Annotated in this window: 20 protein-coding genes; 7 read left to right on the top strand and 13 right to left on the bottom strand. The window is 47.0% G+C overall.

Annotated features, from left to right (window positions below; genetic code table 11):
* Window positions 1-148: 148 nt before the first annotated feature.
* From RIF25_RS05000 to RIF25_RS05025, 6 genes are read right to left on the bottom strand one after another with little or no spacing between them, the layout of a single operon-like run.
* Entirely contained in the window at window positions 149-382 is a 234-nt protein-coding gene (locus tag RIF25_RS05000; RefSeq protein ID WP_322877448.1) for a hypothetical protein, read from the bottom strand.
* 47 nt (window positions 383-429) lie between these two features.
* Complete coding sequence (locus RIF25_RS05005; RefSeq protein ID WP_322877449.1) at window positions 430-681, bottom strand: KGK domain-containing protein; 252 nt, start codon at window positions 679-681, stop codon at window positions 430-432.
* A gap of 30 nt (window positions 682-711) precedes the next feature.
* The gene (locus tag RIF25_RS05010) at window positions 712-1,083 is read right to left on the bottom strand and encodes a KGK domain-containing protein (protein WP_322877450.1); all 372 of its coding nucleotides are present in this window, start codon (window positions 1,081-1,083) and stop codon (window positions 712-714) included.
* Window positions 1,084-1,124: 41 nt separating this feature from the next.
* Complete coding sequence (locus RIF25_RS05015) at window positions 1,125-1,658, bottom strand: KGK domain-containing protein (RefSeq protein ID WP_322877451.1); 534 nt, start codon at window positions 1,656-1,658, stop codon at window positions 1,125-1,127.
* A 19-nt stretch (window positions 1,659-1,677) separates the two neighbouring features.
* A complete protein-coding gene (locus RIF25_RS05020) occupies window positions 1,678-2,028 on the bottom strand; it encodes a KGK domain-containing protein (RefSeq protein ID WP_322877452.1) in 351 nt (116 codons plus the stop codon).
* Window positions 2,029-2,058: 30 nt separating this feature from the next.
* Window positions 2,059-4,527 (bottom strand): dynamin-like GTPase family protein, encoded by a 2,469-nt coding sequence (locus RIF25_RS05025; RefSeq protein ID WP_322877453.1) that lies wholly within the window; start codon window positions 4,525-4,527, stop codon window positions 2,059-2,061.
* An 811-nt stretch (window positions 4,528-5,338) separates the two neighbouring features.
* On the opposite strand from RIF25_RS05025, the gene RIF25_RS05030 reads away from it, so the two are divergent.
* The 3 genes from RIF25_RS05030 (at window position 5,339) to RIF25_RS05040 (ending at window position 8,005) form a co-directional block, all read left to right on the top strand.
* Complete coding sequence (locus tag RIF25_RS05030) at window positions 5,339-6,451, top strand: sodium-dependent bicarbonate transport family permease (protein ID WP_407682331.1); 1,113 nt, start codon at window positions 5,339-5,341, stop codon at window positions 6,449-6,451.
* An 88-nt stretch (window positions 6,452-6,539) separates the two neighbouring features.
* Window positions 6,540-6,872: a P-II family nitrogen regulator gene (locus RIF25_RS05035; RefSeq protein WP_322877455.1), complete on the top strand. Its 333-nt coding sequence runs from the start codon at window positions 6,540-6,542 to the stop codon at window positions 6,870-6,872.
* A 722-nt stretch (window positions 6,873-7,594) separates the two neighbouring features.
* Window positions 7,595-8,005, top strand: a complete 411-nt coding sequence (locus tag RIF25_RS05040; protein ID WP_322877456.1) for a hypothetical protein — start codon at window positions 7,595-7,597, stop codon at window positions 8,003-8,005.
* On the opposite strand, the gene RIF25_RS05045 is transcribed toward RIF25_RS05040, so the two are convergent.
* Window positions 7,973-8,617, bottom strand: coding sequence for a phosphoribosylanthranilate isomerase (locus RIF25_RS05045; RefSeq protein ID WP_407682328.1), 645 nt, complete (start codon window positions 8,615-8,617; stop codon window positions 7,973-7,975). The genes RIF25_RS05040 and RIF25_RS05045 overlap by 33 nt on opposite strands.
* A 215-nt stretch (window positions 8,618-8,832) precedes the next feature.
* Complete coding sequence (locus RIF25_RS05050; protein WP_322877458.1) at window positions 8,833-9,168, bottom strand: slr1957 family protein; 336 nt, start codon at window positions 9,166-9,168, stop codon at window positions 8,833-8,835.
* Between the two features lie 401 nt (window positions 9,169-9,569).
* On the opposite strand from RIF25_RS05050, the gene psaD reads away from it, so the two are divergent.
* Together psaD and RIF25_RS05060 are read left to right on the top strand one after the other, a co-directional pair.
* Window positions 9,570-9,992 (top strand): photosystem I reaction center subunit II PsaD, encoded by a 423-nt coding sequence (gene psaD / locus RIF25_RS05055; protein WP_322877459.1) that lies wholly within the window; start codon window positions 9,570-9,572, stop codon window positions 9,990-9,992.
* A 99-nt stretch (window positions 9,993-10,091) separates the two neighbouring features.
* Window positions 10,092-11,486 (top strand): dihydroorotase, encoded by a 1,395-nt coding sequence (locus RIF25_RS05060; RefSeq protein WP_322877460.1) that lies wholly within the window; start codon window positions 10,092-10,094, stop codon window positions 11,484-11,486.
* An 18-nt stretch (window positions 11,487-11,504) separates the two neighbouring features.
* On the opposite strand, the gene RIF25_RS05065 is transcribed toward RIF25_RS05060, so the two are convergent.
* Window positions 11,505-13,784 carry an FUSC family protein gene (locus RIF25_RS05065; RefSeq protein WP_322877461.1) on the bottom strand — a complete coding sequence of 760 codons (2,280 nt, stop codon included), beginning with the start codon at window positions 13,782-13,784 and terminating at the stop codon, window positions 11,505-11,507.
* A gap of 53 nt (window positions 13,785-13,837) precedes the next feature.
* Here RIF25_RS05065 and RIF25_RS05070 point away from each other — a divergent pair, with 53 nt between their 5' ends.
* Window positions 13,838-14,797, top strand: coding sequence for an alpha/beta fold hydrolase (locus RIF25_RS05070; RefSeq protein ID WP_322877462.1), 960 nt, complete (start codon window positions 13,838-13,840; stop codon window positions 14,795-14,797).
* 172 nt (window positions 14,798-14,969) lie between these two features.
* Complete coding sequence (locus RIF25_RS05075; protein ID WP_407682332.1) at window positions 14,970-16,391, top strand: cation:proton antiporter; 1,422 nt, start codon at window positions 14,970-14,972, stop codon at window positions 16,389-16,391.
* A gap of 194 nt (window positions 16,392-16,585) precedes the next feature.
* Here RIF25_RS05075 and RIF25_RS05080 read toward each other — a convergent pair whose 3' ends face one another.
* The 4 genes from RIF25_RS05080 to RIF25_RS05095 are packed head-to-tail and all read right to left on the bottom strand — an operon-like array spanning window position 16,586 to window position 19,901.
* Window positions 16,586-17,239 carry an LbetaH domain-containing protein gene (locus RIF25_RS05080; protein ID WP_322877464.1) on the bottom strand — a complete coding sequence of 218 codons (654 nt, stop codon included), beginning with the start codon at window positions 17,237-17,239 and terminating at the stop codon, window positions 16,586-16,588.
* 33 nt (window positions 17,240-17,272) lie between these two features.
* Entirely contained in the window at window positions 17,273-19,249 is a 1,977-nt protein-coding gene (locus tag RIF25_RS05085) for a ribulose bisphosphate carboxylase small subunit (protein WP_322877465.1), read from the bottom strand.
* Between the two features lie 8 nt (window positions 19,250-19,257).
* The gene (locus tag RIF25_RS05090; protein WP_322877466.1) at window positions 19,258-19,560 is read right to left on the bottom strand and encodes a EutN/CcmL family microcompartment protein; all 303 of its coding nucleotides are present in this window, start codon (window positions 19,558-19,560) and stop codon (window positions 19,258-19,260) included.
* The gene (locus tag RIF25_RS05095; RefSeq protein ID WP_012627077.1) at window positions 19,560-19,901 is read right to left on the bottom strand and encodes a carbon dioxide-concentrating mechanism protein CcmK; all 342 of its coding nucleotides are present in this window, start codon (window positions 19,899-19,901) and stop codon (window positions 19,560-19,562) included. Before RIF25_RS05095 ends, RIF25_RS05090 begins: the two co-directional genes overlap by 1 nt.
* Window positions 19,902-19,937: the final 36 nt, after the last annotated feature.

Here is a 19,937-nt window from a genome sequence, read left to right on the forward strand (position 1 = left end):
CAATTTTAGATAATCATAATCAAGACTTTAACTAATCAACTGTCATTTGTCGAATTTCATCTAGAGTCGTTTAATCTGTAGAATCTGAAGAATTGGAGTCAAACTCAATTGCAAATTTAATGCGAGCTTTGCCTTTGATCCAACTTGTTTAACCTAGCTCTAAAAGTTCTGCATCAACACCCGTTGTAGAAATTTCTGGGTTTAACTCAACATAACCTTTATTTAGTTCGCTAATAGCTGAAGCTAAATCATCTAAAAATTGATAGGAGTCGCTGATAATTCCTTGAACTAGTGGATTTAACAGGAGAGAAAGACGAAACTCTCCCATACTTAAGGACACTACTGAGTTTTCATTTTGGACATGCTTAAATCTAGGTTCCATTTCAAATCTCCAATTTATTCTAAAAATAAGTAGTTATTCAACATTCATTATTTTCCACTCACCCAATCTCCAGAACCAGGTTCGAGACTTTCGCAGTTTATACCAATGTTAAAAATATTTGTATCTTGAGTAAAGTTACCTAGACCAGCTTGCTGAATCGTGCTAAATAGCTCATTGAGACGAGTCTGAGATGTAAAGTATTGATCAACGCTTCTCTGCAATTTGTCATATTTGAAAGCAGTTTCGCCAACAAGTAAAACCATTTTTTCGTTGTTAATTGGCTTAAATTCAGTATCCATTGATATTTATCCTACTAAATTGGTTTAGAACTAGAGTGTCAAATCTTTCATTTGCCGGAGTGCATCGAGATAAGATTCAGTTTTTGTTTCTTCATCAGGCTCAAATTCAAGAGAGATTTTTATGCGTAGTTTCCCTTTCTTCCAACTCACTTCACCAGGCCTGAGAATTTCACACGGCACGCCCTCTCCTAACCACTTTTCCCGCTCACCATCACCCCAAACCGGAATCCCCCCTTTGGATTTTGTAAAATCACCGAATGCGTCTAGTCCTTTTGTTTCAAATGCTCTAGTTAGTAGATAAATGAATTCACTAAACTTAAACATTGTTTTTGTCTTAAATTCATGAAAGCAAACAGGAGCATCTTTGAATAAGCCTTGAACATCGAGGATTTCAGATTTCATAGCATTACCAGTACCCTAAAATTTAATAAAAAATGATTTAGCTATTCAACACTCATTTGACGAATATCATCTAGAGATGGCTCAAGCAAATCATCTTCTTGATCGGGATAAAAATCTAGCCTAATCTGAGTATCAGACATTAAATCTGGTTCTAACTGAAGTTCATTAAGCAAAGACCGAATTGAGTTTATATCAAATTTGGCATACTCAATTTTAATCTCATTTAAACGTTCTACAAAAACAGGATCAAAAATCTTGAAATTAATATTCATCAAAATTTTGAGCTTGCCATGTAACCATTTTTGCCCTCCGACTTGTAATAACTCACACTCTAAACCTGTCTCTGGAAAGGAACTGCCTGATATCTGCTCAAATCCAAAACGGAAGTATGAATTTAATGTTGAAGAGTGAAGATTGAATAATCCATAACAGAGGATACTATAAGCTAAACTCTCCTTGATGCTTTTTAATAAATCATTTTTGAAATCACCAACTTTGATTAATCCTTTTTTATTGGGCAGGATTACATCACCATCATTTACAAGAAGAATTGGTAAAGATTCCGAGGTACTCATGAAAATAAACTCCTATAGGTTATTCAACACTCATTTGGCGAATTTCATCTAATGTTGACTCCAAGGGCATGTCGCTAGAATCAGGTGCAAACTCAATCACAAACTTAATTCGAGCCTTACCCTTTACCCAAGTTGTTGAACCTAGCTCTAATAATTCTGCTGGTACACCTGTGGCGAAAAATTCTTGAGTGAGTTCAATGTCTCCTTTGTCCATCTCGCTAATTGCTGAAGACAAATCATCTAACATTGCATAGGAATCATCAGTAATCCCTTTAGACAATAAAGTTGAAAGCAAAGCTAAACGAAACTCTCCAGTACTCAAAGAGATAACTGAGTTTTCATTTTGAACTTGCTTAAATTTAGGTTCCATAATTAGGCCTCCAGTACAAAAATGGAAAGTTTACGAATTGACAGTTACAGAATCAGTATTAGGCAAAGGTGGCAACTCAGGCGAGATAACATAAGCAGTGGCAGGGTTTAAGACTAAATCAGTTTTTGCAATTAACGGTAATTTCTTCCGATCTAGGCCCATGAGTTCCAAACAAGAATTGATGCTGTTCACAGAAGAATTATAGGCTTGAATTTTTTCCTCCAGTTCGGCTTGTTTACGTTGATTAGCTTCGAGAGTTTTTTCTGCTTCTTTAGCCAAGGTTTTCCCTAAAAATTGCCTTGCATGATCGTATTGTTGCAAAATCGCCTCGGCTTGAGACGTTAAGACATCCAAAAGCGTACTGTTTAAGGTTTGGTTGACCTTTTGGCGATAGGTAAAGACAATCGTGCCACGGACTTTCCGCTCAAAATCTAACTTCAACAGGTCACGAATTGCGGGTTCTGCATCAATTAAGCTCTGACAATCCGATTGTTGACAGGCCCGTTGAAAGGCTTGCCGGAGTTGCCAAATAAAGACCGTATCCTCTGTGTAAAATTCTGGCCGTTCCCGCACATAACTATCACACTCATTAACCGCCGTAGTTGTAATCGCATCCAAAGCCCGTTGCTTGACCTGCCCTAACCGTTGTTCAATGCCGCCATCATGGCCCAACATTCGATACAGATCACGATAGTAGGGTTGTTGTCGCACTTGTTCTAGCAATTTATTGAAAAAGTTATTCACCGTTTCTTGAGAGGCTGCGACTAAGGTTTCTTCCAGGCCATTGGCAAGGTAATAAAAGGCTTCAGCGAGGATTCCTAAAATCGGCACAGTTGAATTCCGTTTATGGCTGGCCTGGGCATTGCGATATACATCACCAACCGAAAAATTCGCCAACAATTCATCTAAACGGTTAACCATGCGCTGACTGAGTTTAAGAAAATCGCTTTCATAGGTTTTGTTTTCCTTACTGGCAATGGCCTGGTTGAGTTCCTGTTCAATGTGGTGGCGAAATTCATCCCCAGCTTGTTTTAGTTCATGGTTGAGTTTGCGTAAATCCTGCTCCTGCATCGTGGCAATATCGTTGGGCTGAGCTTCCAAGTTTTGCCAAATTTCGAGATAGTGTTTCCGTAAACTAATGCATAGGGGTTGCAAATCATCGGCCAAGTTGACCATTAACAATGGGCGTTTTTCTTCAGTTAAATAGCGTGTTACCCCTGAACGAAATTCTTCTACCCCACTATCAGTTACCAGTTGTTCAATTAAGCCTTGGTGGTGTTCTTGCAAAATTCGGACATAGTTATTATTTGGCGTATCCGTACCACTGACAAATACATTGAAACTCTTACCCAATAATTTTCCAGAATTCGCACAGTAGTTATTAAAGGCATAGACAAATTGAGGCGTTTCTTCATTACCACCTGTATTTTTCACACTTTCGGCAAAAATACTATCCAGGCCAAACCGATCACTGGCTGAAGTTCGCCGCACTTGACTCCCATAAAACCCTAATAAACCACTGGTGCGATAAATCCGTAAATTCCCGGTAAACTGATCATTCATTAACTGTTCGAGCCGAAGTCGCAGTTGGGTGTTATACCAGGTTTCATCAATCCGATTAAAGACATAAAAGACCCGATCCCGTACCCCCTGATTGCTGCGAGTTTTTTCCAAAAGTTCTGTTTCTTCTGTGCTCAATTCCCCGGAAGCTGCGGCCTTTAAGACACAAATTACCGCCGAAGTATCCGGATTCTCAATTCGCTGGTAGGCTAAATCAGCATCTTTTTTGACCGGCGCATCAATTCCAGGCGTATCAACTAGCACATTGCCATCTTTGAGCAAATCATGGTGACAGTAATATTCAATTCGTTTTAAGACTGCACTATTAATTCCCCGCCTAGCAAAACTCGCCGCTTCTTGGATATTGGCAAAATTAAACTGCTCCATTGAAAAGGTATTGTTATTTTGGGTATGGATCCGCTCCCGATTATGCATAAATCCGGCCAATAAGTAATTTAAGGCACTGGCTTGTTTGGCTAATTCCGACTTACTTTCCCCGCCTTCCTGTTGAATGATGGCCTGGGCTTGTTTTTGGAGAGTTTGGACAGCACTGGGATCGTTGAGCTGAATGGCGGCTGGCAACTTGAGGCGATTGACTAAGATTAAAACCTGCTCCCGAATTTCTGCTTCACTGAGGAATGTTAAAACAACTCGCTCCTGTTGGGGTTCGGCATAGGCAATTAAACATTCGGTTCCGGTAGCATGGCCCTCGGCACTATAAAGAAGTTCTCGTTCCAGCAAGGCATTAATTAGCATGGATTTTCCCGCACTGAAAGCCCCGGCAAAGACAATTTGAAATGTGGGGGACACTGCTTTACCGAGGGAGGTTCTGGCCTGGGTCGTATCAAGGGTTTGCAGGGTTGGCTCTTGGTGAATCAGTTGCAGGAGTTGATCAACCGTGTTTTGCAGGTCGGGGCACAGATGGATGAGGGAAGACATAATTAACTATTCCTTAATTCGGATAAAAATGTTCCTTAACCAGGCCGGGTATTCACTCTCATCCCAGTTAATGCCCTTAAACTAGCACAATTTTTCTAGCAATCAATTTTCAAAATTATGTTAAGCCCAAGCCATTTAACTTAGACTTTTGATACATAACGCCATGAATTTGCGAAGGGGGTGGGAGTGGTCGGACTCAAGATGGAGATACTCTACTTTGGCTTGGTGTTTGGGGCTGGTTTTGGCCTGGGCATTGTGAGAACCATCTAGCTTGTGCCTTGGGTAGGGACGCGCTGGGCTGAATTGTTAGAAATGCCATGAATGTTAATGGTAATTATTCTGTCTGCTCAATGGATTGTGAAAACGACCTCAAGCGAACCTCAAGCAAATCGAAATCTAAGTCTATTTATAAGAACCTCTTCGATGAGTTCCGTAACATTTTTCTATACTGAAATTCTTTTCGCCAACTAAAATCGAAAAATTTTTAAGTTCACTAGAAGCTTAGATAGTTTGCTTAGTTTAACTATTCTAGATTGTAAAGAAGTAACTGCATTGTCATTATCAAAAGTTTGTCTTTTAATTTCGCAATAGAAGCCATAAATAAACTCCATAAATCAATTCTGAAAAGCTGGCCCTCTTGGATGTATGGTATGAACCATGGATCTCTGAAAATAATGGTACTTCCTTGAAAACTGAAACTTGTAGCTGACAAAAATCTCAGGAAGCATAAGCTGAACTTATGACCCTCATTGGCAGAGAACCATTTATTTATACTTTGTTCTCTTCCTGTGATGTGTCACAAGGAGTAGTTGTGGATTTCTTGTTTCTTTTTTTGAAGGACTTCGTCATTCAATTGCAGTCCCCAACCCTCGGTTTTTTGATTGGGGGAATGATCATTGCTGCCCTCGGGAGTGAATTGGTAATTCCAGAGGCGATTTGTACTCTCATTATTTTTATGCTGCTGACCAAAATCGGTCTGACGGGTGGCATTGCGATCCGTAATTCCAACTTGCTGGATATGGTGTTACCCATGATCTTTGCCATCATAGTGGGGGTGATTATTGTCTTCATTGCCCGCTATACACTGGCTAAGCTACCAAAGGTCAAAACCGTTGATGCAATTGCGACTGGGGGATTGTTTGGAGCCGTTAGTGGTTCTACCATGGCCGCCGCCCTGACTCTCCTGGAAACGCAAAAAATTGGATATGAGGCCTGGGCTGCGGCACTTTATCCCTTCATGGATATCCCCGCACTTGTCACTGCAATTGTGGTAGCTAATATTTATCTTAATAAAAAGAAGCGTGGTACAGCATCAGACGCTACTATGCAGGAGTCTTATAGTAAGCAGCCCGTTGCAGCAGGTGATTATCCCAGCACTCGGCAGGAGTACCGCAGCCAGCAGCAGGATACTAAGGATCATCGGGTTAAGATCTGGCCGATTATTCAGGAAAGCCTCCGGGGGCCGGCCCTATCAGCAATGTTATTAGGCCTTGCTCTTGGCATACTGACTAAGCCAGAAAGTGTCTATGAAAGCTTCTATAATCCCCTTTTCCGCGGCTTGCTTTCAATTTTGATGCTGGTCATGGGGATGGAGGCTTGGTCGAGACTCGGTGAACTACGCAAGGTAGCCCAGTGGTACGTCGCCTATAGTGTGGTAGCACCGTTTGTGCATGGGCTTATTGCCTTCGGTCTTGGCATGATTGCCCACTATGTAACAGGATTCAGCTTGGGTGGTGTTGTGATCCTCGCTGTTATTGCTGCCTCTAGTTCAGATATCTCAGGGCCACCCACGTTACGAGCTGGTATTCCCTCTGCTAATCCCTCCGCCTATATCGGTGCTTCCACAGCTATTGGTACGCCAGTAGCGATCGGCTTGTGTATACCGTTCTTTATTGGACTGGCTCAGGCGATTGGTGGCCGCTAATCCGAGATGGTTTTCTGTCTGCTGGGCCAAAGGAATGTCCACAGAACAAGTAGACAATATATAGATGTTGTTTAAGGAGGTAACCAACATGGCCAAACCAGCCAAAAAGCTTGTCATTGTCACGGAAAAGATTCTGCTGAAAAAGATCGCTAAGATCATCGAAGAAGCCGGGGCGACTGGTTACACGGTGATGGAGACAGGCGGTAAAGGCAGTCGCAATGTGCGCTCGTCGGGACAACCCAACGTTTCCGATACCCAAGCGAATGTAAAGTTTGAGGTGCTTACGTCCGACCGGGATATGGCCGAGAGTATTGCCGATGAGGTCGCAGTAAAGTTTTTCCTCGATTTTGCGGGCGTTATTTATATCTGTGACGCGGAGGTACTGTACGGACACAGTTTCTGTGGGCCAGAAGGCTGTTAAATCGAGACGGTACTTATTTACCTACGTCACTACTGATGAACGACTAGCTTGTCTCAATCTGGGCAACCGCATTTAGAGCATGACCGCTTTTGATCGGTTGCCTTTTGCATATCTCCCCTAGTTTCATGGTTCCCTACAGCCTTAACTACCTTAAACTCATAATCTTGTCCAACTGTCTGCCCCCTTTTAGTGGAGAATAGCCGCGCTTAGGAATCCAATAGCTTTCCTGGCAGCGCAGTTGTGGCTCAGGCTTAACCGATTGTTCTGTCTCGCTTATTGTTGACGCGCGTGTTTATTGATCGTCATGCCTGCCAAAAGTGAGACAATCAAGGCTATAGCATTACGCAGACTGTTCTGAGAGAGTAGAAATGTCAAAAAGACTGCTCATAAAGCATTTTCTGACTTGTCCCCATTTCACCCTAAATGAGTAACGCTATAGCACTGGTGATGGTTTTAAGCATTTCTGTGTTTCATTCTTAAGGGAAATGACTATATCTTGGTTTCAAGAATTTTTATTTAGTCTCCATATAAAATAACTATATGGCAAACAGTAATGATTCGTGAGATTAGCCCAAGATTATTTGTGTCTGATAAATTTTGACTTAACCCTAGACTTAAAGAAGGGCTACTCCTTGCCAAGGGCAGTGATGAGCAAACAGTCTCACAAATGAAGACGGATTGCTATATAAAGCAATCGATGAGTAGCTGAGGTGGAGAAACTGTTGATGATTAAATGGGGTCTGCTCTACTTTGGCCTGGTGTTTGGGGCTGGGTTTGGCCTGGGCATTGTGAGAATGATCTGGCTTGTGCCTTGGGTAGGGACGCGCTGGGCTGAATTGTTAGAAATGCCATGGATGTTAATAGTGATTATTCTGTCTGCTCAATGGATTGTGAAAACGACCTCAAGCGAACCTCAAGAAAATCAAAAACACAGCTATTTTGGGATTGGGATCATCGCCTTGGCTTGTTTATTGGCGGCTGAAGTTGGAGTTGGGATTAGCTTACGGGGTATGACCATCACCCAGGCCCTATTGGCACGGGATCCTATTTCTGGGACTGTTTATTATCTCTTACTTTTGGTTTATGCTTTGATGCCTTGGTTATGGGCGAAACGGCTGCAAAGTTTGAATTAGGGCCTGGACTTTTGTTAAATTCTTAACCCCTGGACTTAACTCAACCCCACTGGAGAGGTCAATGCCATCAGGATTAGTTAATCTAATTGCTTCAACAACATTGTCTGGGTTTAAGCCCCCCGCCAACCACCATGGACAACCTGGCCGAAAGTGCTTGAGTAAATTCCAATCCCAGGCCCGGCCAGTGCCGCCGAGTTGTTCCGGGTGATAAGCATCCAACAGCAAAATATCCACTAATGGAGCATAGATTTTGGCCTGGTCTAAACTGGCTTGATCTTTAACTCCTAGGGCTTTGATTAGGGTGTAATTGGGGAATTTAGTTCTGAGGGTGGTGACAAATTCCGGTGATTCTTGGCCGTGCAATTGAATTGTATTAATTTGCCCAATATCAACTGTCTTTTGGATGGTTTCTAGCTCAAGATTGGCAAAAACACCCACCCTTAATAGGTTTGGAAACCCAGCTAATTTTTCGGTAATCTCCTGGATTTTGAACGGGTCAATATAACGGGGGGAAAGGGGCACACAAATAAAGCCAATGGCATCTACACCCAACTTGGCAATTTCTATCGCTTGCGGGGCTTGGGTCAGTCCACAAATTTTGAGCATTAGCATTCCAGTTCTCGTTATCGGGTCGCTGATTGACAGATAGAACTTTTTTGTGTTCCTGACCTGAAATGACTCTACTTAGCCAGATTGAACAGCAGGGCCGGGGTGATTAAAGTTAAGGTTATAGGTAATTGGTGGTGTGATGAGTTCTTGGTGTAATACCTGTGATGACAGTCGAAACAGTGTCTCAAAAATTTTTGACTATACAATTTAGTGCGATTTTATGGCTCACCCAGGCCAACAGCAATGGCACAGGCGGCAAATCCGGCCACTAAGATCACGGGGGAATGGGTGGCAAAGCTCGTTAAAACAGACCCAATAGCAGCCGTAAACACCAAGGACTGGGAAAGGACTTGACGGGGACTGAGATCAGAATTAAAGGTAACTTCCTCTAAAGCACATTCCGGCAAGGGTAACGGCATCACGCCCCCCGGTGGAAAAGCCCAAAGCCGATATTGTTCAATAAAGAGATCGCTCCAGCCATTTTCCTGACACCAGGCCCGGGCCACGTCTAGGGAATATTTCAAGAGGGGGGTGGATGTGATGCTGGTTTTCATTGCCTTACCTCGAAAATTCTGGTCGCCAACTCAAAAACAAATGTCCCAAAATGTATTCTGAGTCACTCCAAACGTGCCAGATCATCGGTTTTGTTCTACTTGTGACCTTAACAGAGGGGCCAATAGAGAACCCAGCGGTTGTTGTAAGTCTTAATGTCTATTTGAGGACACAATTGGGCTAGATCAAGCAACATCCCAGGCCAGGCCAAGAATAGAGCTATTTGCGAAGATTCTAAGAACTGTTACAGATTCTCAAGAAAATGCGAAAACCTGTAAAGCCCAGTGATACGATTCCTTCAGTTATTAGCGTGCGTGCCCCTTTGGCCGGCTGATTTGACTACACAATGACTGACACAAACAAACTTTTACCTTGTAGAGTGCAAGATTGGGAGTTGTAGCTCATGCCTGAAACCTTGACTGGACAACCGCCTCTGTATGCTGGTAGCACTGGGGGCCTGTTAACCAAAGCTGAAGTTGAAGAAAAGTATGCCATTACCTGGACTAGCCCGAAAGAACAGGTGTTTGAAATGCCCACGGCCGGCGCGGCAGTGATGCGGGAAGGTGAAAACCTCGTCTATTTGGCCCGGAAAGAGCAATGCTTGGCCCTGGCCGCTCAACAGCTAAAGCCCCGGAAAATTAACGATTACAAGATTTACCGTGTCTTTCCCGATGGAGAGAGTGTCTTATTACATCCCAAGGATGGTGTTTTCCCCGAGAAAGTCAACGCTGGCCGGGAATCAATTAATGCTGTCCCGCGCTCTATTGGCGAAAACCCCAGCCCCGGCCAAATCAAGTTCTCTGGGAAACAGCCCTACGATCCTTAATATTGGTTGAACTCCTGAAGTAATTTCTATCATTTTGCGGGGGTGGGTTGCTGCTCCCGTTTTTTATTGGCTAGGGTTGAGAAAACTTGGATAAATCTCATGGCTGCCCCAATTGAACCAATCTTGATTCAAAATGCTGATGTCCTGCTGCCAGAGGGGTTAAGTCGGGTGGAGGTGCTACTTACAGGGGGTAAAATTGCCGAAATTAGCGAAAGTATTGATCACGGGAATTTAGAAAACTTGCGGGTGATTGATGGCACGGGTTTAGTCCTCATGCCGGGAGTGATTGATCCCCAAGTTCATTTTCGCGAACCCGGCCTGGAGCATAAGGAAGATTTATTCTCAGCCAGTTGCGCCTGTGCCCATGGGGGAGTCACCTCGTTTTTAGAAATGCCGAACACCAATCCCCTGACGATCACCCAAGCAGCATTGACAGATAAGCTCCAGCGGGCCGCCCAAAAGTCTCTGGTCAATTATGGGTTTTTTATTGGGGCCACCGCTGAAAACTTACCCGACTTACGCACCGCCACCCCCACCCCTGGCATCAAAATTTTCATGGGTTCAATGCACGGCGATTTACTGGTGGATCAAGAAGCAGTGTTGGAGCCGATTTTTTATCGTGATTTGTCTGATCCAAACTATGAAAACCGCTTAATTGCTGTTCATGCCGAAGACCAGGCCCGGATTAAAGCACGCCGCCAGGAGTTTGCTGGACGAACAGATGTCGCGATTCACTCCCTGATTCAAGACAACCAGGCCGCCCTCAATGCGACCCAACTGGCCCTCAAACTCTCGAAAAAATATCAACGCCGCCTTCACATTCTCCATATGTCCACCGCCGAAGAAGCGGAATTGTTGAGAGTAGAGAAGCCGGCCTGGGTGACTGCAGAAGTTACGCCCCAACATTTATTTTTGAATACCGATGCCTACGAGAGCATTGGTACCTTGGCGAAGATGAATCCGCCGTTACGTTCTCCCCATGATCAAGCGGTGTTATGGCAGGCCCTTGTGGATGGAGTGGTGGATTTTATTGCTACGGATCACGCCCCCCATACCCTAGCGGAAAAAGGTCAAGACCAGATTGATGAACCCCTGGCCCAACATCCCGCCACTGTTTTTCTGGAACCTGCTAATGCCCCCTCAGGAATGCCCGGTGTGGAAACCGCCTTACCCTTAATGCTGACCCAGGCCGCCCAGGGAAAATGTACCATCCCTCAAGTGGCTCAATGGATGTCCTTGAATGTGGCCCAGGCCTACAAAATTCCCAATAAAGGCTTAATTCAACCGGGCTATGATGCCGATGTAGTTTTAGTAGATATGAAAACCTATCAACCTGTCCGGCGAGAGGAACTGTTGACCAAATGTGGCTGGAGTCCCTTTGAAGGTTGGAACTTAACAGGTTGGCCAGTCTATACGATTGTGGGTGGGCAAGTGGCGTTTGAAAACGGTAAGCTCAACACAGAAGTTCGGGGCCAGGCCTTGCAATTTGGTTAATTACAATCGAGGCCGGGATCAGACAGTCTTTTGGTGGCGGCGGGGCTTAGGCAAAGTCAAGAGTAGGGGTTGGAGAATATTGTGGAGAGCTTGGAGGCTGCGGGCGATAATTTGGAGTTGCTCGACTATGAGGGTGCCATCAATAATTGCTTGCCGAGTCGGGGTTTTGGGTTGCTGTTGCTTGAGTTCCTGAATTCGTTGTTGGCGAAGTTGTCCTAAATCTGTTTCCAATGCTGCGAGTTCTTGGATTAGCTCTGGGGGAAATGGAATCAGCGGAACATCGGACAGTAGAGCGGCTATTAAATTGCCTAAAATTGCCGTCAGTTGATTCGTGATAATTGCTAAGTTAGGCATAGAAAACTGCTTTTGAAATTGTAATAAATGATTTCCTAACAGACTGAGGGCAATAAACAGGCGTTGACTGTAAGAAAGCAATTGTTCAACCAGTTGAATTTCCTGAGGGGATGAATGGGGTTCATTCAGGAGTCGCTGCCAGGCCTGGTGGGTATTACTGAGTTTGAGTCGAGATTGTTGTTGAATATTTAGCAAGGCCTGGGTTGAGATGGGCTGATTGGATTGATAGCCCCAAAAAACAGTTGTGAGTAAGCTAGATAGGGTTGTGAATAGTTCTGCCAATTGGTGACTTAATCGCTGCGGTTCCCATTGGGGTAAGACAATATAGTTCACAGCAAACGCCACACAGGCCCCGATTAAGGTATTTAAGAGTCGTAGTTCTCCCAATATCCAACTATCAGCCAGTCCCGCTGTGAAGGGATTATCAATACTATCCATAATGATCACAATCGGGGTGTATAACAGGACAAACACAAAGTAATTAACTGGCAGAAAGCTCACCATCAGAACAATCAGGAGAATCATAGACAGTATGAGAATGTAGGGATTCTGCACATAACTGACTAGGAGAATTGCCCCTAACGCCCCACCCACACTGCCCACAACCCGCTGTCCTCCTCGCTTAGAGGCATCACTATAATGGGGTTTAAGAATGACTAATACGGTCAACGCCATCCAGTAGCCATAGGGTAAATTCCAGGCACTATAAATCGCAACCACCAGGGTTGTGCCCAGGGCAATCCGTAAGCCGTGCCGAAAAATTACGGAATCAAAAGTGAAATGAGTTTTTAAGATTTGCCACCCGACCGGAGTTGGTTCGAGTTTCAAGGTTAAGTCATTGGGGCCTGGAGTGATCGTGCCTGTGAAAACGTTATAGATTTGGTTGAGATTATGGGCGATTTGTTTCAGGGATAATAAAGCATAGTTTAACTCGAGGGATTCATCATAGGCAGTGAATTGATCGGCTCCCTGAAAGACAATTAACTTTTGCTGTTCAAATTTCTGATCCAACTTTTCAATTCTTGCGGTTAAATCAAATTGCTCTAAATGATGATGTTCTTGGATGATTTGTTCTGTGATCTGGTTGAGATTGAGAATTAGCTGATCAATATCCTGATCAATATCCGACCAGATAGATTGAAATAAATTTGACCGTTGCTGCTGCAAAATTTCCGTCAACATCAGAATGGCTAGATACAGTTGCTCACTCAGCTTTAGGAGCGTTGCAAGGTAGGTAACTTTCTGGCGTTGTTGGATTTGTTTTGCTGTTTTGGCATGGCTGGGGAGATGAATTTGGGCCAAAATGGTTTGGGCATTGAGGATTCGTTGCCGATTTTCGAGGGTGATAGCCTGAAATTGAAGGAGATCCGGTGGTGTTTGAACCCCGGCCTGGAGATACTGGGTAATGCCCTGTAAGACTTGGGCCACACTCTGGCGTAAGGGTAATTCCGGTCGCAGTGGCCAGGCCAAGAGCGCTAAACAGGTTGCCCAAAGCCCTCCTAAGGCGTAAGCTCCCCCCGAAGAGATGGCATTGGCCCAGGAATGATCGCTCGCGTGGATCGCAAATAAAAAGCAACAACCAATTAATACCCCGGCTAAATTTCCCTCTTTGCCAAAGGCATCCAGAAAGCCACAGCCAAAGCCCCAGACAAACATCAAAAACAACGTCAGGCCCAAAACCCCGCTAATTAAAATTCCAACCCCGATACTCAGCCCCCCCGCCAAGGCAATGGCCAGCAAGGTAATCGCCCGCCGCCGATAGGCTCCCCCCGGATCCCCAATCCCCACATAACAGGCTCCCCAGGCCGCCCAATTCCACTCAACGGCTCCAGTCATGATTTGAAACATTAAGGGCACAATCACAGCAATGGCGGTTATGGCTCCTTGCCGAAGTAAGCGGGGATCTAACTGCCAGCGTTGTCTGAGTTGGGCGAAAATCCACATAAATTAGTTGGATTGGTTATCACTATAGGGTAGGACGAAAAAAGTAGGCTTTGATGGTTAACGTATCTTCTACTCCAGTCGCTGTATCCCAGAGTATCTGCCAACTATTACCCCAGGCCTGGTCTTGGCGCGGTCATTCCATCTGCTATCGGCAAGGGGGCGAATCTGGGCCGGCGGTGGTCTTAATTCATGGCTTTGGGGCTTCCAGTCTGCATTGGCGCAAAAATATCCCCATCCTCGCTAAATCTGCCCGTGTTTATGCCCTGGATTTAATTGGCTTTGGTCAGTCGGCAAAACCTACCCCTACTGAAAATCTCAGCTATACCTTTCCCACCTGGGCCGAGCTAGTCAATGACTTTATGACCGAAATTGTTGGTGAGCCAGCCTTTTTAATCGGTAACTCCATTGGCTGTGTGGTGGCCCTACAAGCGGCGGTGGCACAACCAGATCAGGTGCGGGGGCTAGCCCTGTTAAATTGCTCTCTGCGTCTCCTCCACGAGAAAAAACGGCAAACCTTACCCATCTATCGCCAATGGGGAGCTGGAGTCCTCCAGCAAATTCTCCAATTTAAGCCTCTGGGGTATTGGTTCTTTCAACGTCTGGCTCGCCCCAATGTGATTCGGAAAATTCTCCACCAGGCCTATGCCAATCCCACGGCCATTACCGATGAACTGGTGGAAATCCTGTATCAACCCTCCCAAGACGCGGGCGCGGCCGATGTTTTTCTGGCTTTTGTCACCTACTCCCAAGGCCCGCTCCCGGAAGACCTACTCCCCCACGTCCAAGCTCCGGTCCTAATTCTTTGGGGAGACGCAGATCCCTGGGAACCCATTGCCCTCGGCCAGGACTGGACTAGTTATCCTACGGTTAAGGAGTTTATTCCCCTGCCTCAGGTTGGCCATTGCCCCCAGGATGAAGCCCCAGAGTTGGTCAATCCCATCCTGCAAGAGTGGTTAGAACGGCATCACAGCCCCACCCACAAACCAGCATCTGCCCCCCAGAGTCATGCTTGATCCCCCCTCTCGACTTGGAACGGGCAGTCAAGGGCTAGTTTGAGCCGGCTTGCGAAAAGGCCAATTGCGGGCAACTCTGATCGCAACTCAAAGATTGTCTTCGGAACTCGGGGCTTGACGATGGGGACGTTCATCATAAACTAGGGTAAATCTGCCAACAAAATCTATGACTATGCCCTTATCATCCCTACTTCCCTTCTACTCCCATCCCCTCTGGGCTGATCTAGCTCTTGACGTTGATCCTGCCGAAACGGGGCCGTTAATCTTAGCTGCCGTGCTCCTGAGCTTGGTTGTGATTTATCTAGCCAGTAAGGTGGGGGGGGAAATTTGCCTGCGGATCAACTTCCCGGCGGTGTTGGGGGAATTAGTCGGCGGTGTCATTGTCGGGATTTCTGTTTTACATCTCCTGGTGTTTTCCGAGGGTGGGGCCGTTGAGCCATCCCTGATTTCGACCTTGCTGCAACAAACGGCCGGGATGGAACCAGATTTAACCGCCCTGATTAGCCAAACCAGCAGTGAAGTCATCTCCGTGATGTCAGAAATTGGCGTGATTATCCTCTTATTTGAAATTGGCCTCGAATCCGACTTACCGGGACTGTTGCAAGCCGGTTTACAGGCCGCAGTGGTGGCCATAGTCGGGGTGGCTGTACCCTTCATTGCCGGGACGATTGGCCTGATTTATTTCTTTCACATTGATACAATTCCGGCGATTTTTGCGGGGGCGGCCCTGACAGCAACCAGTATTGGGATCACGGCCAAGGTTCTCGCTGAAATGCAACGGCTGAGTTCCCCGGAGGGGCAGATTATCATTGGCGCGGCCGTGTTGGATGACATTCTTGGGATTATTGTCTTGGCCGTGGTGGCCAGCTTGGCTAAAACCGGCACGGTGGAAATCAGCAATGTTGTTTATCTAATCATTAGCTCGATTGTCTTTTTGGTTGGCTCGGTGGTGCTGGGGCGGCTATTAAGTCCCTATTTCCTCGGCCTGGTGGATCGCTTAGGCACAAGGGGTAGCTTACTAATTCCTTCCTTGATTTTTGCCTTTGCCCTGGGCTATGTGGCGGTGGCGTTACAGTTGGAGGCAATTTTAGGGGCATTCACCGCTGGCCTGGTCTTAGGAGAGACTGATCGGCGGCGGGAGTTGGAAGAACAGGTGGTGCCCATTGCCGATATGCTCGTGCCTATTTTCTTTGTCTGCGTGGGGGCCAAAACCGATATTAGTGTCCTCAATCCCCTAGTTCCTGAAAACCGGCCTGGCCTGATCATTGCCTCCTTTTTGATTGTTGTTGGCATCCTGGGCAAAGTAGTAACGGGATTAACTGTCTTTGGCCGACCGGGAATTAACCGCTTGGCGATTGGGGTCGGGATGGTGCCACGGGGGGAAGTAGGCTTAATTTTTGCCGCAGTCGGGACAGCCAGTGGGGTTCTCTCTAAATCCTTGGATGCCGCCATTATTGCGATGGTAATCATTACTACCTTTGTTGCCCCGCCCCTGTTGCGCATTGTCTTTAAGCCTGCTGCCGTCACTATTCCCGCCTTAGCTACTGAAGAGGGCCTCGCTATTGCCAGTGAAGCCAGAGAGTCAGAATCCTAGGCGGAGTCAAGAAACAATATTGTAAAGATTGGTCAGCTAGGGCGTTGGGCATCAATAATTCAGGCAAGCTGCGATGCCTGTGGCAATCCAACAAGCTTCTATCTCACACCCGGACAAGCATCAGATTTAGACAGGACTGTAGAGCTTTGCTGTACCTCCAGTAGGCGAACGCCAACGTTCTGAGGTGACACACCCTAGGTTTGCCAAGGGTCAGGTGGCGGTTCTGGTCGAGGAGAACGATTAAACATATGTTGTAACATCTGATTCACATAAACCTGCCCATAGATTGTCTTAGTAGAGGTCTCTGTAATTTGCTCTGTTGCCTCAGTCACAACATCTAGGGTTTCTTGGCTTGTTTTCATTACTGCGGCTTCTGGCAGACCAAATGCTGGTTCCTCCAAAGGTTCAGTAGTGGGTGACGGAGATGGTGGGGCAATTTCCGGGCTATCCTGGGTCGGCTCCAGGGTTGAATGTTCTAAAATGGGCACTTGCCGACTTGTATCACCCAATAGGGAGCCAGGCGGAATTACGGCCCCCGCGTCCACGGATGTATTGATTAAGGTAGTGGCAGCCCCAATACAGGCCTGGGCAGCAATTTCACCGGAGCCAATAAACAAGACTCCGGCTCCCAAGCTAGCTCCCGTAGCCACCACCATCTTGCCCCCTTGGGCGTGGAGAATCGTCCCCATCCCAATACAGGCCCCGGCAGCAATTTCTAGGCGGCTTCCTGATTCGGCCCAGAGCAACACTCCAGAGGCAATCACAGCATGGGGATGAATGAATACCTCTCCCACACAATGGGCCTGGGGATAATTTAGGGGCACGAGGGGCGGTAAGTGCTTAGCCATCAAGGCCAGCCTCCCGAAATGGGGCAAACGTACTTATTTTTTTGTCGGTTGTTGGATGATCACTTCTGCCACCCGTTTTTTGGCTTTCGGGTCGATGCCAATTAAGCGGACATATTCCCCAGAAAATTGTTGAACGGAGGCTGCTAAAGCTGCAACAGCTTCTCCCTCATGGCGGGCATTGATGACCGGGCCACTTTGCCAAGAACTGGTGCGATAACGGCGGGGATCTGCGTGTTCGGTTCCTAATTGATAACCCTGTTGCAGCAGTTGGCGAATTTGAGCCACAACCTCATGACTGAAGCTATTACTACTGCTGGCCTGGGTGTGAGTTGCGGGAGTCGAGCTAGGGGCAAACCCTTTCGATTTTGTGGATTTACCATTACTGCTAGGGGCTTTACCACCGGGCGCACCCTGGGGCCGTTGAATAATGATTTCGGCAACGCGAGTTTTGGCCTTGGTATCCACCCCAATTAACCGGACATAATCTTTCGGATGGGCGGCTAAGAAGCTGTTTAACTCGGCCTGGATGTTGCTACCAGAGAGTTTCCCACCACTGTGCCACGAACTGGTTTTGAAGCGACGTTGATCCGCATATTCCAGCATGATCTGACAACCGCGCCGGACTAAATCTTGTACTTGAGTATCCAGGCCAGGATCAGTTCCACCACCATGACTTCCAGAGGAAACAGAGACACCACCTCCAGAGGCAATCACGGTTTTACCATCGGGCCGTTGAATCACCTGCTCCAGCACCCGGCGTTTGTTTTTGGCATCAATCCCAATCAAACGGACATACTCGCCACTGTGTTCAGCCAAACAGGTATTCAAGGCTGCAATCACATCGGGTTCACGGGTCGCTGTAATCGGGACGCAGGTATGCCAGGAATTGATCCGATAGCGGCGAGGGTCAGCGTGTTCGGTGCCAATTTGATAGCCCTGTTGAAGTAACTGCCGGACTTGCCCAATCACAGAATGATCTAAGCCGGAAACCCCACTTGCCACGGGAGCAGATACGGGCCGACTTGAGACACCAGGGGTAAAACTTGCAGGGGCATCACCCGGCCGTTGAATGACTTGCTCTAAAACCCGGCGTTTATTTTTCGTGTCAATCCCAATCAGACGGACATATTCGCCACTGTGTTCAGCTAAACAGGTATTCAGGGCCGCTACCACATCCGGCTCACGGCTGGCGGTAATCGGGGCGCAGGTATGCCAGGAATTGATCCGATAGCGGCGGGGGTCAGCGTGTTCTGTGCCAATTTGAAAGCCTTGTTGCAACAGTTGCCGGACTTGTGAGACCACTTCTGACGTTAAACCCATAGTGCTATCCTGCTTGCTTAAATGTTTGACCTGTTTCTGTGGAGTGGATTTGGCGGTGCCGGTTTTGAGTTCATCACGAAGAGGGGCAATACAGGCGACATTATCCACGCACCGATACCCCGACCGTAGAGCATCATTAATTTCGACAACGTGCTGGGCAAAGTGAACATCCGTGGCTTCCACATCTGGTAAGCGGTCGGCCTGGGCCTGGGTGGTAATCACGGCTCCTGATGGCACATACTTTCCAGGGGGCAACTCAACATCCTGCACCAAGGCGTGCATCATGACAATACAGCCTTTCCCCAGCCGGGCATTAAACACGGTAGAGCGAAAGCCAATAAAGCACTCTGCCCCGATGTAGCAGGGCCCGTGAATCAACGCCATGTGGGTAATAGAAGCATCCTCACCAATCCAGACGGAATACTCCTGACCGTCATCCCCTTGCACTCGCCCCTGTTCCAGGCCATGAATCACCACCCCATCTTGAATATTGGTGCCAGCCCCGATATAAAAAGGTGTGCCCTCATCGGCCCGAATTGAAGTACTGGGGGCAATATGCACATCGGCCTTCACCCGCACATCCCCAATCAGATTGGTAAAGGCGTGGACATAGGCGGAGGAGTCAATCTGGGGTTCGGCTAAGTCTTTCGACCAAGGGGTAGGAGGAGCCGGGTAGGTTTGCACTGCCATATTTATTCTTAGTAGTATTGTTGTCGTTTGCTATACAGCAGGCCGTTATCTAAACTCACGGTGTCAATAATGGCCACAACTGCGGCATCAATGGGTTTTTCAAGTGCCCCCGCAATGTGTCGGGCCCCACTGCCGCGACTGATCAAGACCCATTCCGCAGCCCCGGCCCCCACGGTATCGGCAGCCACTTCATAGCCTGGAATTGGCTCACCCTGTTCATCAAGAAGCTGTACCACGAGGAACTTAACCCCCGTGAGACTACCTTCTTTTTGCGTGCTGGTCACGGTGCCGCGGACTTGAGCAATTTGCATTATGGCCGGCCTAGGGGACGAATACCGCTAACACTTTCCCGGAACTGTTCGACCGCTTCGGTGTAGCGAATAGGCAAGACGTATTCCAAGTTCTCATGGGGACGGGCGATGATGTGGGTTGAAAGCACTTGACCACCATTAACCCGTTTGACGTTTTCGATCCCTGCCGCCACCGAGGCCTGGACTTCCGAGACATCTCCCCGAACAATGACGGTGACGCGCCCACTGCCAATTTTTTCATAGCCAACGAGGGTAACACGGGCAGCCTTCACCATTGCATCAGCGGCTTCGACTACGGCGGGAAAACCCAAGGTTTCAATCATTCCAACTGCAATTGCCATTGTTAATAACTCCTAAGATTTTGGGATCAGAAAACT

Origin of the sequence: Pseudocalidococcus azoricus BACA0444, from assembly GCF_031729055.1 — a bacterium.
In the GTDB taxonomy this organism is placed as follows: domain Bacteria; phylum Cyanobacteriota; class Cyanobacteriia; order Thermosynechococcales; family Thermosynechococcaceae; genus Pseudocalidococcus; species Pseudocalidococcus azoricus.

Bases quoted from the DNA above. Each gene is read 5' to 3' on its own strand.
- RIF25_RS05000 (WP_322877448.1), bottom strand. From the start codon at position 382: ATGGAACCTAGATTTAAGCATGTCCAAAATGAAAACTCAGTAGTGTCC.
- RIF25_RS05005 (WP_322877449.1), bottom strand. From the start codon at position 681: ATGGATACTGAATTTAAGCCAATTAACAACGAAAAAATGGTTTTACTT.
- RIF25_RS05010 (WP_322877450.1), bottom strand. From the start codon at position 1,083: ATGAAATCTGAAATCCTCGATGTTCAAGGCTTATTCAAAGATGCTCCT.
- RIF25_RS05015 (WP_322877451.1), bottom strand. From the start codon at position 1,658: ATGAGTACCTCGGAATCTTTACCAATTCTTCTTGTAAATGATGGTGAT.
- RIF25_RS05020 (WP_322877452.1), bottom strand. From the start codon at position 2,028: ATGGAACCTAAATTTAAGCAAGTTCAAAATGAAAACTCAGTTATCTCT.
- RIF25_RS05025 (WP_322877453.1), bottom strand. From the start codon at position 4,527: ATGTCTTCCCTCATCCATCTGTGCCCCGACCTGCAAAACACGGTTGAT.
- RIF25_RS05035 (WP_322877455.1), top strand. From the start codon at position 6,540: ATGGCCAAACCAGCCAAAAAGCTTGTCATTGTCACGGAAAAGATTCTG.
- RIF25_RS05045 (WP_407682328.1), bottom strand. From the start codon at position 8,617: ATGCTAATGCTCAAAATTTGTGGACTGACCCAAGCCCCGCAAGCGATA.
- RIF25_RS05050 (WP_322877458.1), bottom strand. From the start codon at position 9,168: ATGAAAACCAGCATCACATCCACCCCCCTCTTGAAATATTCCCTAGAC.
- psaD (WP_322877459.1), top strand. From the start codon at position 9,570: ATGCCTGAAACCTTGACTGGACAACCGCCTCTGTATGCTGGTAGCACT.
- RIF25_RS05060 (WP_322877460.1), top strand. From the start codon at position 10,092: ATGGCTGCCCCAATTGAACCAATCTTGATTCAAAATGCTGATGTCCTG.
- RIF25_RS05065 (WP_322877461.1), bottom strand. From the start codon at position 13,784: ATGTGGATTTTCGCCCAACTCAGACAACGCTGGCAGTTAGATCCCCGC.
- RIF25_RS05070 (WP_322877462.1), top strand. From the start codon at position 13,838: ATGGTTAACGTATCTTCTACTCCAGTCGCTGTATCCCAGAGTATCTGC.
- RIF25_RS05075 (WP_407682332.1), top strand. From the start codon at position 14,970: ATGCCCTTATCATCCCTACTTCCCTTCTACTCCCATCCCCTCTGGGCT.
- RIF25_RS05080 (WP_322877464.1), bottom strand. From the start codon at position 17,239: ATGGCTAAGCACTTACCGCCCCTCGTGCCCCTAAATTATCCCCAGGCC.
- RIF25_RS05085 (WP_322877465.1), bottom strand. From the start codon at position 19,249: ATGGCAGTGCAAACCTACCCGGCTCCTCCTACCCCTTGGTCGAAAGAC.
- RIF25_RS05090 (WP_322877466.1), bottom strand. From the start codon at position 19,560: ATGCAAATTGCTCAAGTCCGCGGCACCGTGACCAGCACGCAAAAAGAA.
- RIF25_RS05095 (WP_012627077.1), bottom strand. From the start codon at position 19,901: ATGGCAATTGCAGTTGGAATGATTGAAACCTTGGGTTTTCCCGCCGTA.